The sequence below is a fragment of the Niabella drilacis genome (assembly GCF_900101395.1).
Classification (GTDB): Bacteria; Bacteroidota; Bacteroidia; order Chitinophagales; family Chitinophagaceae; genus Niabella; species Niabella drilacis.
Genome location: NZ_FMZO01000001.1, coordinates 121,377 through 135,512 on the forward strand (window position 1 = coordinate 121,377; position 14,136 = coordinate 135,512).

The window sequence follows — 14,136 nt, forward strand, 5'->3', positions numbered from 1 at the left end:
CTGGCAGTAGTGCTTTTGCCGGAAGATGCATTATAAATTGGTGTTTCTGAATCTCAGTGGCTTTTTTTAGTTGCTGTGTTTGCGGTGGATTGCTAAATGACCGTAGTTTTGTAAATTCGCTGCGATTTTTTAATACTACATAAAATCAGCTATAATATATAATGGAAATTACTGTAAAAACCGCAGAACAGCTGCGTTTGACAAAAGAAGAGTTTGAACTGATCAGGGAAAAACTGGGGCGTACGCCTAATTTTAATGAGCTGTGTGCCTTTTCTGCCATGTGGAGCGAGCACTGCAGTTACAAGAACTCCATTAAATGGCTGAAAACGCTCCCGCGCGATGGAGGCCGCATGCTGGTGGCTGCAGGAGAAGAAAATGCGGGGCTGATGGATATCGGCGGCGGGCTGGGCGTTGTATTTAAGATCGAATCACACAATCACCCCTCGGCGCTGGAACCCTTCCAGGGGGCCGCTACCGGGGTAGGGGGTATTCACCGCGATATTTTTACCATGGGGGCCCGCCCCATCGCAGCGCTGAACTCGCTGCGGTTTGGAAAGCTGAACGAGGCCAAGACCCAGCACCTGCTTGCAGGGGTAGTACATGGTATTGGCCATTATGGCAACTGTTTTGGAGTACCCACTGTGGGAGGGGAAATCTATTTTGACCCCTGCTACCATACCAACCCCCTGGTGAATGCCATGAGCGTGGGTATTGTAAAGGTGGGCGAAACCGTGTCTGCCACCGCAGAGGGCACCGGTAACCCGGTAATATTTGTAGGCAGTGCCACTGGCAAGGATGGCATTGGCGGCGCCTCTTTTGCATCGGCAGATATCACCTCGGAAAGTGTGCAGGAACTGCCCGCAGTGCAGGTGGGAGACCCTTTCCAGGAAAAGAAATTACTGGAAGCCTGCCTGGAAGTGATCCAGACCGGCGCTGTAGTGGGGATGCAGGATATGGGTGCTGCGGGGATCATTTGCTCTACTGCCGAAATGAGTGCCAAAGGTGGCGTGGGCATGCGCATAGACCTGGATAAAGTGCCTACCCGCCAAAAAGATATGAAAGCCTGGGAGCTGCTGCTGAGCGAAAGCCAGGAACGGATGTTGCTGGTGGCCCAAAAAGGAAGAGAGGAGGAAGTAAAAGCCGTATTTGAAAAGTGGGATCTGCCGGCTGCTGTGATCGGGGAGGTGACCGATGATGGGTTGCTGAATTTTTATATGCATGGGCAGCTGGAAGCATCTGTACCCGCAGAGGAACTGGTGCTGGGTGGCGGTGCACCGCAGTACGACCGGGAATATAAAGAGCCGGCTTACCTGCAAACACTGAAGACATTTGACCATTCCGCTGTTAAGCAGCCTGCTGATCTGAAAGCCGTGGCCGAACAGATCGTGGCCCTGCCTTCGATCGCATCAAAACGCTGGATCTATAACCAGTATGATAGTATGGTGGGTACCGTAAATACCTCCACCAATGCGCCTTCGGACGCAGCCGTGGTAACGATCAAGGGAACAAAAAAAGGACTGGGGGTTACTACCGATTGTAACAGCCGTTATGTATATGCAGATCCTTATAAAGGTGCCATGATCGCGGTAAGCGAAGCTGCGCGCAACCTGGTTTGCAGCGGCGCATTACCGCTGGGAGTAACCAATTGTCTGAATTTTGGGAATCCATATGATCCTGAAGTATATTACCAGTTCGTAAATGCAATCAAAGGCATGGGCGATGCCTGCCGCAAATTTGATACACCGGTTACGGGTGGTAATGTAAGCTTTTACAACCAGAACCCGGATGGGCCTGTAAATCCTACGCCAACTATTGGCATGGTAGGACTGCTGGAAGATATCGGCAATAAAATGACCCTCGACTTCAAAAATGAAGGGGATGTGATCTACCTGCTGGGTAAGCAGCCGGAAGACCTTGGAAGCTCGGAATACCTGTATCATGTTCATGGCATTACCCACTCACCGGCCCCTTATTTTGAGCTGGAAGAGGAATTTGCCCTGCAGCAGGCTGTGGCGAAACTGATCCATAATAAAACAATATCTGCTGCGCATGATATCAGCGAGGGCGGACTGTTCATTACTTTACTGGAAAGCGGTTTTAACCGGGGATTGGGCTTCAGCGTTCAAACGAATGCTGATCTTCGTAAGGACGCAGCTTTGTTTGGCGAAGCGCAAAGCCGGGTGGTGGTAAGTGTTGCAGCGGATAAGGCGGCAGTGCTGGAGCAGGAATGTGGTGTGTCTTTTGAAAAAATAGGAACCGTAAGTTCCGGCGCTGTGATCGTTAACGGGGAAGACTGGGGTGCTATCAGCGAATGGAAGGAAAAATATGACACGGCCATCGAAGGTTACCTGGCAAAGGAAACTGCCGGGGAAGCGATGGGAGGACTGTAATTTAGTTTCAGGTTTGAGGTTCCAGGGTTCATGTTAACCTCAAACCTCAAACCTCAAATCTCAAACAAAATGAATATTGCGATCATCGGTGGAGGCAACCTGGGCACTGCAATAGCAGAAGGGCTGATCAAAAGTAAGTTCTGCAAACCCGAAGCTATAACTATTACCAAAAGAAATCCGGCTACCCTGAAAGAACTGGAAAAAAAAGGTGTTAAGACAAGCGCGGATAACGCAGCTGCCGTAAAGCAGAGTGAGCTGGTGATCCTGGCGGTTAAACCCTTCCAGGTGGCTGCGGTGATCGAAGGATTTAAAAAGCAGCTGACCGTAAAACATACACTGGTTTCGGTGATCACCGGTGTTTCGCTGGCCGATCTGCAGGAAATGATCAAAAAGCAGCTTCCTGTTTTCAGGGCCATGCCCAATACGGCTATAGCCATCCAGGAAAGTATTACCTGCATCAGCTATGCCAATGCGACCGAAAAAGAGGCCGCCTATGTAGTGGATATGTTTAATACCCTGGGTAAGGTAGCGCTGATCGACGAAAAGCTGATGGATGCCGCCACGGTGCTGGGAGCCTGCGGAACCGCTTTTGCATTGCGTTATATCCGTGCCAATATCCAGGCCGGAATTGAAATAGGGTTTGATGCCAGAACGGCCAACCTGATCGCCGCACAAACAGCAAAGGGCGCTGCGGAACTGCTGCTGAAAAATGGCAGCCACCCCGAGCAGGAAATTGATAAGGTAACCACCCCCAAAGGCTGCACCATAGTCGGACTCAATGAAATGGAGCACCGGGGATTCAGCTCTTCACTCATCCGCGGCGTAATTGCCAGTTATAAAAAAATAGCTAAGGATTAATTTTCGCTTTTAGGGCTTCCGCTTTTTTTAAGTCGGCATCGGCTTGCTCGTGCCTGCCGAGCTCCTTGTAAACAGACCCCCGTATAAAATAAGCCTCATTGTTTTGAGGGGCCAGCTCAATCCATTTGTCCAGGTCTTTGAGTGTATGCGTATAGTCTTTTTGGGTGTAATAAACCCTTGCCCGTTCCTTGTAGGCATCGGCATAGGTGGTATCCAGGGCAATCAGGTTCGTAAAATCATCGATGGCGTGCCGGTAATCCTTTTTTAAAAAGTAAATAGTACCCCGGTTATAATAAGCATTTGCGTTTTTGGGGTCCAGTGTAAGGATGGTATTAAAATCTTTAAATGATTGCTCATATTCCTGTTTGGTAAAATACAGCCATCCGCGCAGGCGGTAAGCTTCGGTATTTTTAGGATCGAGGGCAATGAGTTTTGTAAAATCTTCAGCTGCTTTTTGTGTGTTGTTCATTTCCTGGTATAAGGATCCGCGCACAAGATAGGCATCTTTATTCTGAGGGTCCAGTGCAGTCCATTTGTCCAGGTCCTTTAGCGTGCCGGCATAGTCCTTTTGGTTATAGTATAGTCTTGCCCGCTGCCTGTAAGCCTCCGCATAGGCGGTATCCAGTGCGATGCAGCCTGTAAAATCGTCAATCGCCCGCTGGTAATCTTTTTTAAAGATATAGATGTTGCCCCGGTTATAATATGCACTCTTGTTTTTAGGATCCAGCTCTATGAGCTTTGTAAAATCATCAGATGCACGGTTGTAGTCATTATTTTGCAGGTAACACCAGCCGCGCAAACCATAGGCTTCTGCATCTTTTGCATTTTGGGCAAGGTGTTTTGTAAAATCATCAATAGCTTCCCCGATTTTATTTAAATTCAGATAACTCGATCCGCGTACTTTATAGGAATCGCTCTCTTTGGCGCCCAGGACAATGGCCCGGGTGAGATCATGGATGGAAGCCTTGTAATCTTGTTTCAGGTAATAGGCATTGCCGCGTGAGCGGTAGGCCTCAGCGTACCCGGTGTCAATGGTAATGGCTTTTGTCAGATCTTCAAGAGCTTTATCGTAGTTTTGGGTGGCGATATAGATGTTGCCCCGGTTGCGATAGCCCTCTGCATACCGGTCGTTCAGCTCAATGGCTTTTCCCAGGTCGATAGCTGCTATTTCCAGAACGTTAATATTGCTCATGGCCCGGAGGTTATAGGCTTCGTAGTTTCGGGGATCCAGCTCAATAACCCGTGAAAAATCATCATTGGCCCGTTTCATTTCCTTTTTTCCCAGGTAGGCTCTGCCTCGGTTAAGATAAGCCTTGCTTAAAAATGCAAAAGGGCTATCCGGAGGCGTCCGTTTTATAGCCTCCGTAAAGTTCGTAATAGCAGCATCATAATTTTTTTGATCCAGCGCTGTTTTCCCCGCCTGGTAAGAACGATCGGGTTGTAAACGGTTTTGCCCATGTACAAACAAAGCGGATAGAAATAGCCCGGCAAGAGCAATTGTTCTGATGAGTAACAGGTTCATTTTTTGAGTGTAAATAATCAGGTGCTTAAAAATAGTGAAAATCCCGGGATGGGGCCGTGGATTTTAAATCCCGGACCGGAAGGCTGAGGGGTACATTGCTTCATCCTGCCGACCTCCCGGTGGCGCGGGCTTTTCCCGGTTCCTTCCAGCCCTTTATACTACCCGGTTTTCCCGGAACAGGGAAATGCTGCTGCCCGTATGCTGTTTAAAAAAGCGGCTGAAATGTGCAGGGCTTATAAAGCCGAGGATATAAGCGATCTCCTTTGCGGATTTGGTGGTATAATAAAGATGCCGCTTGGCTTCCAGGATGATGCGCTCCTGTATGAGCTTTGAAGGAGGGGGGTAGTTCAGCAATGCAAAAAGATTGACCAGTGTTTTGGGCGATTTGTTTAGGGCATTGGCGTAAAACTGTACTTCGTGCTCTGTTTTAAAATGACCTTCCAGCAACAGGTTGAACATCCGCACCGTGTCTAATTTATCATCGGTTAATTTTTGTGCATTTTCTGTTTGTCTGCGCGCGATGCGGGTGAGGTTGATGATGAGCCGCTTTAAAAGCGTGCGCAGCATTTCGCCCTGCATCCGGTCCTGTACCACCATGTCTTCCAAACACAGCTTTTCGATAAGATTGATGGCCTTTATATCGGCCGCAGAAAGCCCTAAGAACAACGGATGTTTGATGCCGTAAAATAAGAATCCCACACAGCCTACTTCGGCATCGTGATCAGCAATGCAATAAAAATCCCTGTTGAATTGCCAGGCCACAACATCCTGCGGACGCTCAAAAACAAAATGCTGGTTGGCCACCAGGGGCAGTACGGTGTTTGGTGGAAGTGCATAGGGGACTTCGTCAATAGTGACTACCTGGTTTCTTTGCTTATTAAAAATGATGGTATTGATGGTGCTGGCTTTGAGCAATCCATTGCCCTTAAGGTCGTCATTTTCCCTGCTGATGGTGAAAACGCCATTGGTCTTTTTATCACTGAAACGGAAGATCATGGACAAACGTCTTATCAAAAGTACAAAGAAGTTGTATCAAAAGCCTGCAATGTCCTGCTGAACTCCCGGCAGATCGCCGGGCGGTATTTCAGAACGGCACCTGTCATAGAACGGCTTTGATACAACCTCTTTTTTTGCGCTGGATTTAATCCAACGTTATTTTTATTATTTTGGTCACGTCCGGCAACCTGGTAAAAGGGGTGACAGAAGGTACCGCATGGATGGGACTGCTTTCAGCAACGGGTGTGCCGCCAAAGGCAGCCTGGTTGACGCCGGCTCCCGGAAACTGGTCTATCGCGGTGCCATCATCATACAGGCCCGTGGATGCGGAAATATCCCCGTTTCTCAGCACATCGGTACTGAGATCGTCCTTTGTTGCAAAAAACCAGTCGTTCGAGAATCCGTACATGGTAGCGATGGCGATCCGGTCGCCGTTGCCCAGGAGCAATTGCTGTGTTACCTTGCCACCTGCTGCAGTTGCCGTTCTGGGAAGCAGCACGCCTGCCGCAGGTTCTTTAAGGATATATACGGCTTTAACGCCGGGTTTCTTTTGCAGTGCTGCGGCCAGTATGGCGGCGTCTCCTTTTTGAGCCAGGTCTTTTAATCCTTCCCCGCGATCCTTTTCTCCTGTTCTGTAAATAGGATTTTTTGATCCCGTGTATACAACCAGCAGCACGGGCGATAGCGGCGTAAAAATCCCGGTCATTTCCGCAAGGTAGCTGCTCATGGGCTGGATATCGCCGGCTTCCGCAATATTGGTCAACCCGTTGGCCGTGGGTTTGTCTTTTGCGTAAATGGGCGCCGGGCTCAGCGGGTTGCCGTTCGCAATATAGGAGATGGCCCAAACGCCCGGGCTCAAGGGTGTTTCGTTCATGGTACCGCCCGAAGTGTTTTTGAGTGTGAGGGTAAACATCGAATTACCCTGGTAGCTAAGCCGGGCGCTGACAAGCTGTGAAGCGGGCAGGTAGGTATTGCCCTGGGCATCCGTTCCGTTGATCGCCATCAGGTTTTGGGGAATTGCTTCCGCAATACCGGGATGCGTTACGGCAGCGCCCGGCTTTTGATTGATACGGGTGCCGTTATCCCAGAGTTTGATCTGAGAGGAAACATCGCCCTCTGCAGGTGTGCCGTCATCGTTGTATAGCCGGATACCGGGATTTTCCGGCGCAAAAAACAGGTCATTGGACCACCCATACATGGTTGCAAACGAAAAGGCCTGCCCTTTAGTGGCTGAAAATGTAATGCTTACTGATTGACCGGGAAACAGAACAGGAGGGTCCCCGGCTCCTTTAAAGGTTCCCGACTGCACGAGGGGCTTGCTTTCAAGCACGTTCTCGATAGTGATATTGTGGATCTCCTGCATACCGCTATTACCCCTGCTGCAGGAACCGGCGCCGGCAGCAAACGCCATTAACAGGATCAGGAGCCCTGCCATGTTCAATTTTTTTTCTGGTTTCATAAACTTTCTATTTTGTGTGAATAACAGGAATTAAAAGTATAACGGACGGTCACTGCAAACAACTCCCATTATTCCCTAAGGGTTGTCTGTATTTCCCGAAACTGCCGAAAATCCTGCCATGCCAAGCAGCAAACGGGATAATTATGAGCCTTCAATAAAATATAGCCGGAGCGGTTATTTCCCTGCAATGGCTCCCGCAGGGGACATTGGGGAATGCGCCGCATTCAGTAGCCGAACGGTTGTTTTTCCGGAACCTTGGAAAAGAATGGAATTGTAGGCCACCCTCAAAGTTTTATGGACCCAAAAATTTTAATTCCGGCAAGATTATTTATCTTTGCACGACCTTTCAAATTTTCCATCGGATTTTATGGGTCATAGCGGCTGATTTTGTTCTTTTCAGCAGATCAAGCAGGCTGGATATTGTTGAAACAGGTTGATTTTTTTCGTGAAATGATTCTTGTTAAGGAATAATTTATTGATTTTAATATACCATTATGGCTAAGTATGTATTTGTGACCGGAGGGGTATCCTCCTCATTGGGAAAAGGAATTATTGCCGCATCGCTGGCAAAACTGCTGCAGGCGAGGGGGCTGAGGGTTACAATACAAAAGTTTGACCCCTATATCAATATCGATCCCGGTACGCTGAACCCCTATGAACATGGAGAATGCTATGTAACCGAGGATGGAGCAGAAACCGATTTGGACCTGGGGCATTACGAGCGTTTCCTGAACATTTTTACTTCACAGGCTAATAATGTGACCACCGGTCGTATTTACCAGACAGTGATCAATAAAGAACGGGAGGGCGCCTACCTGGGAAAAACGGTACAGGTCGTGCCGCATATCACCAACGAGATCAAGCGCCGGATGATGGAGCTGGGCACCACGGGTGAGTATGATATTGTGATCACCGAGATCGGGGGGACCATTGGTGATATTGAAAGCCTGCCCTTTGTAGAAGCCATACGCCAGCTGCAGTGGGAACTGCCGGATGAAGATACTGTGGTCATCCATCTTACCCTGGTTCCCTACCTGAAAGCCGCAAAAGAATTAAAGACCAAACCCACCCAGCACAGCGTGCGGATGCTGAGCCAGGAGGGGGTACGTCCTGATATTATTGTATGTAGAACTGAAAAGCCTCTTACACCGGAACTGCGTCGGAAAATAGCCCAGTTCTGTAATGTGCGCCAGGAGGCCGTTATTGAATCTGCAGACCAGTCAACGATCTATGAAGTGCCCATGGCCATGCTGCGCGAAAAGCTGGATGTTACGGTTTTAAAAATAATGGGCATCGCCGATTATAAAGAGCCGGAGCTGCTCAGGTGGCGCGCCTTTCTGGATAAATTGAAGTATCCAAAATCGGTGGTTCGGATCGGCCTTATTGGCAAGTACCTGGAGCTGCAGGATGCCTATAAATCCATACTGGAAGCCTTTGTGCATGCAGGTGCGGTAAATGAGTGCCAGGTGCAGATCGTAAATGTGCACAGTGAGTATATTACGCCGGAGAACGTGGCGGAAAAACTGGGTGGTCTGGAAGGGCTGCTGGTGGCGCCGGGATTTGGATTAAGAGGGGTGGAAGGAAAAATAACAGCGGTGCAATATGCCCGGGAGAATGGGTTGCCGTTCTTTGGTATTTGCCTGGGTATGCAGATGGCTGCCATTGAGTTTGCAAGGAATGTGATCGGGCTGAAAGGCGCCAATTCCACTGAGATGGATGAAAATGCGGCTGACCCCGTGATCGACCTGATGGAGAGCCAGAAAACGGTTACTGAAAAAGGAGGCACCATGCGCCTGGGCTCTTATGCCTGTGAACTGAAAGAAGGGAGCCTGGCTGCTGCTATATACGGAACACAACAGATCACCGAGCGGCACCGCCACCGCTGGGAATTCAATAACCGTTACCTGGAGGCTTTTGAGCAGACAGGTATGGTTGCCAGTGGTAAAAACCCGGAAAGCGGCCTGGTAGAAGTGATCGAATTGCCTTCGCATCCGTTTTTCGTGGGGGTGCAGTTCCATCCGGAGCTGAAAAGTACCGTAGAAACCCCGCACCCTGTTTTTGTTAAATTTGTGGAAGCCGCAGTGGAACATGCCGCAAATAATAGTTCCCTCAAAAAAGGAGATGCCGTAAATGCTGATTTATAGGGGTACTATATATTATAAATTGCTAAATAATTGTCGCCCGTTCCCGGGCGGCTTTTTTTTATAAACAAGGCTGGAGGGTGCCTGCATATCCGGAACCGTCATTGTCGGGGCCGGAGACCATCAAAAACAATAAAAAATAAACAGATGAAATCCAAAAAGGCAAATCCCCCGCTTTGTCTTATCTTTGCCGGCTCAAAAATATACGTAAGTAATGAATTTTGACCGGAATACGATCATCGGGTTCGGACTTTTAGCCGTACTTTTTTTCTTTTATTTCTACTACAATAACCTGCAGCAGGGAGAGCACCAGAAACAGTTGGCACGGCAGGATTCTATAGCCAATGCATTAAAGCCAAAACTGGACAGCGCAACATTGCGCAGGGACTCGCTCCGGGCCGACTCTCAGCGGCATGCAACCAGCGCCGGTATGTTTTTAAGCGCGGCACAGGGCGCCGAGCAGCTGGTGACGGTTGAAAACGAGGTGTTCAAAATCGTTTTTACCAATAAAGGAGGGCAGCCGAAATATGTAGAGCTTAAAAAGTTTAAAAATGCGTTGGATAGCCAGCACGTACGGCTGGCTGCTACGGATTTTAACAAGATCAGCTATGCCATCAATACGGCAGCCAATCAAAGTGCGCAGACCGGGGACCTTTATTTTGGTAATGGCCGGGTAGAATCGGGGCCTGACGGCGCACAGCTGGTTACTTTCGAATTAAAGGGGGGCGATAGCGCTGCCTCGGTAAACTATATCACCCATCAGTTCATTATTCATCCGAACGACTATAAGATCGATTTTAACATCAACCTGTCGCAGCCCGGCAGTTTGTTGTCGCAGGGTACCATGAATATGGTTTGGCAATATGATGCTGCCCAGCAGGAATCCGATATCGAATTTGAAAAACAGAATACGCAGATCGGCTTCATGGAAAACGGTAATTTCGACTATCATACTATTGGCCGGAAGGATCATATCAACTTTGAAAAAAGTGTGAATTGGATCGGTATCCGCCAGCGGTTCTTCAATACCTTCCTGGTTGCAAAGGATAATTTTACCGGGGGCAAGATCTCCTGGACCGTTCCCCCCGATGCCAGCAAAGAAGTGGTAAAGAGCACGGCCAATATGCAGCTGAAAGTGCCTGCCGGCAACACGGCCACCATACCAATGAGCATTTTTTATGGGCCGGCCGATTATAATATTTTGAAGAAATACGACAACGGCTTCAGCAAGCTGGTGAACCTGGGCCAGGGCATGTATGCATTTGTGCGCCCGCTGAACCAGTATGTGATTGTGCCGGTATTTGATTTTTTCAAAAGCATTGTAAGCAATTTTGGGTTGGTGATTGCCCTGCTGACCCTGGTGATCCGTTTGCTGATCTCTCCGCTTACTTACAAAAGTTATTTAAGCGGTGCAAAGATGAAAGCACTGCGGCCCGAGATCGCAACACTAAAGGAAAAATTTGGTGCCGATCAGCAGGCCATGAGCATGGAGCAGATGAAGCTGTTCCGGGAGGCCGGTGTAAACCCGTTGGGAGGCTGTATACCCGCCCTGTTCCAGATCCCGATCTTCTTTGCCTTGTATAGTTTCTTTAATGCGAGTGTGGATCTCCGCGGGGCCGACTTCCTTTGGGCAAGCGATCTTTCTGCTTTTGATGATCCGATCAAGTTCGGGATCCATATCCCATTGCTGGGAAGTCACCTGAGCCTGTTTACCATCACGGCCACAATTACCAGTTTGCTGATCTCTATTTACAGTATGAGCATGTCGCCGGACCAGAGCAACCCGATGATGAAGTACATGCCCTATATCTTCCCGGTATTCCTGTTGTTTATTTTCAACAGGCTGCCATCGGCCCTTACCTGGTATTATACGGTGTCTAACCTGATCACATTAGCATTGCAATTTGTGATCCAGACCTATATTATTGACCATGACAAGATCCTGGCGAGGATCCAGGAAAACCGCAAAAAGCCCAAGACCAAATCCAAATGGCAGGAACGGCTGGAGCAGATGCAGGAGCAGCAAAAGCAGATGCAGGATCAGCGGAAGAAGAAATAGTCAGTGATGGACAGCCAATAGTTAATAGTCAATGGTCAATGAGTTGACTAAGCGAGGCTGGTTTCATGCTTCACATTAGATCCGTTTGATATTCTATTGATCATTGACAATATTCTATTCCTTTGATTCGGGGGGCTGTTCGTTACCCGCTTTTGCCTGTAGCTGGCTGACAGTTGAGAGCGCGTTCCTGTTTTCAGATGTCAGGGCTCCGCAGGGTCTACAAAATAATGGGGAAGCCATGCGGGATATAGAGCGGCTTCTTTTTTTACCTCTTCTGAAACCGGGATCCTGAATAGTGCAAAATAGCGGGTGAGATCTTTATGTGTAGCTGTACATAATGCCTTGTAAAAGGAATTGCGGCGTGTGTTGTTGTCTGCCTCCAGTTTACTGCGGTCAGGCGTTGCATTTAGTATAGCCCGGAAATTTTTATGCAGGTTCAATATGGGCTGCCAGCCCATTTCATCTATAATGGGGATAAATACGCTCAGGTAGAGGAAAGGATCCCGGCTCATTTCCTCATAGGTTTTGCCGGATTGTAAATACCAGCGGATCATTTCGCGCACGGCGGCCCTGCTTGAAATGTTTTTATGGTTATACAACCCTTTGCCTAATACTTTATCAAATACATACATGGTGTAGAGGTTTACGGTTACCTCACTTAGTTCGCTATGATCGATCCCCCAGAACTGGTGCCGGTGCCCCAGCTCGTGAAAATGTCCCCAGGATCCTTTTTTGCGCAGCAGGTCTGCATCCAGCATCAGTTTGCAGCTTTCGTCGTCGGGAACCGTGATCCTTTCCAGGGTCGTATACATATAGGCATACGCCACGTTGCGGTCCACAACGATTCGTTCAGGGTGCTTTCTTTTCCTGGGGATTGCAGCAAGGTCTGCATCTGCATCCATGATGCTATCCCAGAGTAGCATCAGTTTCCGGGGATCTTCGAGGTTCCTGATCCGGGATGAAGGAACCGTTAGAATAAGCTTATCGCTGGCGATCTCGGCCCAGGGAGCTGGATAATTCCGGATCGTTTGTTGCCAGCTGGCCCGTGTTGTTTTTCCCAGCTGAAAATAAGGCGCATTTACCGCGCCAGAGATTGTTATGCAAAGGGGGGCGCCTCCATCCGTGTCGGGAATTTTTATATAGATCAACCCGCCAAACGAAGAGTGTACAGTAGTAGTGTCTTTTTCCAGGTCGGTGCTGGCCGTCAGATCATAGGGACAGCGGCTAACCATATCTAGCTCAAACAACTGATCGCTATGCGCTCCAATTTGTACCGCCAGCCGACGCGGAATATCCTTGCGGGCGATCTTTATGGTTACCCTGGCACCGGCAGGCGCATAAAGGCCGGTACTGTACCAGCGCTTAAAAGAAGGAGCCGGTTCTGCAAGACTACTATTATTGCTGTAGGGTGTAATGATTATTTCTTTTGTGACCTTTTGGGCCAGGGGCGCTACGGGGCCTGGAAAATTCTTTGCTTCGGGATTGATATAACCCGGATCCTTTTCGGCGAGCGTTGCCCGGTAGGCAGATTGCATCTGGTAGCCCAGGTATTTTTTCCAGTCGCTTTTAAAAAGAGGGGTCATGGCACCGGGAAGGATCAGGTTGGCGGTGTCCTGCAGGTTAAACAGGTGCATGATTGTGTCATAGACGGCAGAGGAAGAAACGGAATCCCTGGTATTAACAGCAAGACTAAGAATCGTAGCTGCGACGATATCGCTTCTTTCTATTATATAGTTTGCATAGTTGTTGTTGCGGATGTCTTCAATAATGTGCCGGATGTTTAGATACCGGGGTACTGTATCCAGTGTCAGTTGATTGTTATTGGCGGCCGGATCAGGAAAATTGGTTACGTGAAAAAGGTCTGCGGCATATAACAGGGTTTGCAGGTGGAGTGTATGCTTTGAGCCGCCATCTGCCTGGGACCGGCCAAATAAGGGAGAGGCCAGCACAAAACATCCCCCCGCTTCAACAAAGGCCCGGATTTTTTGCAGCTGTTCTTTGTGCGTTATGTCTGTATTGCAAAAAAGGAGCGAAGTTCCGGAGGGAATAGCCCCGTTTGCGAGTAACGAGGAAGAGTAATTTTTTGAAGTTAACCAGTTTTGAAACGCCTGCAGAGAGCCTATTAGTCCCACGTTTGTATTCCTGTTTTGCCCAGCCCAGGATAAAACGTTCAGCAGGAACTGTTGAACACCAGTGCTATTCAGCAGTGAACTGTTTAAGTAAGCTCCGGACCCAATGATCAGCAGTTTACCCTTCCCGATACGGCTGCTGATGATCGCTGGAACAAAAATCCGCGCAACGTCGTTACCAAGGTTCGCCGTAGCAATGACTTCGGGGGTGAAGCTGAGCGGATAAGTAGCAGCGGCAAATACAGAATCAGGTAGCGGCAGCTTTTGCACCTGGGTCAGCAACCGTACCCGGTCTGTTCCTTCCTGGGCATAAGCTTTCCAACAAAAAAGTACCAGTAAAACAGCAGCAAACCGGGCAAAAGCCGGCAATCGATCTTTCATAAAGCGTCCGTTTTTTATTACGCAATAAGCCTGGTTACGAATAGAGAACAAGCTTGTCGCTCAAAGAAAAAATAAAGTGAGGGACGGTTTCCAGGTTTGCTGAACGGACTTTGAAACCAGGCTACCCGGTTTTCAGGTCTCAATTCCTGCCTGAAAGAACATCCGGTTTCTCACTCCAGCTTTTGACAGATATCGGGCGCT

8 protein-coding genes are annotated in these 14,136 nt (G+C 48.8%); 4 read left to right on the forward strand and 4 right to left on the reverse strand.

Features of this window, described 5'->3' with window-relative positions:
• The first annotated feature begins 161 nt into the window (after positions 1 to 161).
• The gene (gene purL, locus BLS44_RS00585; RefSeq protein WP_090388100.1) at positions 162 to 2,390 is read left to right on the forward strand and encodes a phosphoribosylformylglycinamidine synthase subunit PurL; all 2,229 of its coding nucleotides are present in this window, start codon (positions 162 to 164) and stop codon (positions 2,388 to 2,390) included.
• Positions 2,391 to 2,459: 69 nt separating this feature from the next.
• Entirely contained in the window at positions 2,460 to 3,248 is a 789-nt protein-coding gene (gene proC / locus BLS44_RS00590; RefSeq protein ID WP_090388575.1) for a pyrroline-5-carboxylate reductase, read from the forward strand.
• On the opposite strand, the gene BLS44_RS00595 is transcribed toward proC, so the two are convergent.
• From BLS44_RS00595 to BLS44_RS00605, 3 genes are all read right to left on the reverse strand, one after another.
• On the reverse strand, positions 3,238 to 4,770 hold the full coding sequence (locus BLS44_RS00595; protein ID WP_090388101.1) for a tetratricopeptide repeat protein: 1,533 nt from the start codon (positions 4,768 to 4,770) through the stop codon (positions 3,238 to 3,240). The genes proC and BLS44_RS00595 overlap by 11 nt on opposite strands.
• A gap of 153 nt (positions 4,771 to 4,923) precedes the next feature.
• Positions 4,924 to 5,766, reverse strand: a complete 843-nt coding sequence (locus BLS44_RS00600) for a helix-turn-helix domain-containing protein (protein WP_090388102.1) — start codon at positions 5,764 to 5,766, stop codon at positions 4,924 to 4,926.
• Between the two features lie 145 nt (positions 5,767 to 5,911).
• Positions 5,912 to 7,225 carry a spondin domain-containing protein gene (locus BLS44_RS00605; protein ID WP_090388103.1) on the reverse strand — a complete coding sequence of 438 codons (1,314 nt, stop codon included), beginning with the start codon at positions 7,223 to 7,225 and terminating at the stop codon, positions 5,912 to 5,914.
• 494 nt (positions 7,226 to 7,719) lie between these two features.
• On the opposite strand from BLS44_RS00605, the gene BLS44_RS00615 reads away from it, so the two are divergent.
• Both BLS44_RS00615 and yidC read left to right on the forward strand, forming a co-directional pair.
• Positions 7,720 to 9,369: a CTP synthase gene (locus BLS44_RS00615; RefSeq protein WP_090388105.1), complete on the forward strand. Its 1,650-nt coding sequence runs from the start codon at positions 7,720 to 7,722 to the stop codon at positions 9,367 to 9,369.
• Between the two features lie 211 nt (positions 9,370 to 9,580).
• Positions 9,581 to 11,425, forward strand: a complete 1,845-nt coding sequence (yidC, locus tag BLS44_RS00620) for a membrane protein insertase YidC (RefSeq protein WP_090388106.1) — start codon at positions 9,581 to 9,583, stop codon at positions 11,423 to 11,425.
• Positions 11,426 to 11,625: 200 nt separating this feature from the next.
• Here the strand turns inward: yidC and BLS44_RS00625 are convergent, their stop codons facing one another.
• A complete protein-coding gene (locus BLS44_RS00625; RefSeq protein ID WP_090388107.1) occupies positions 11,626 to 13,935 on the reverse strand; it encodes a M60 family metallopeptidase in 2,310 nt (769 codons plus the stop codon).
• Positions 13,936 to 14,136: the final 201 nt, after the last annotated feature.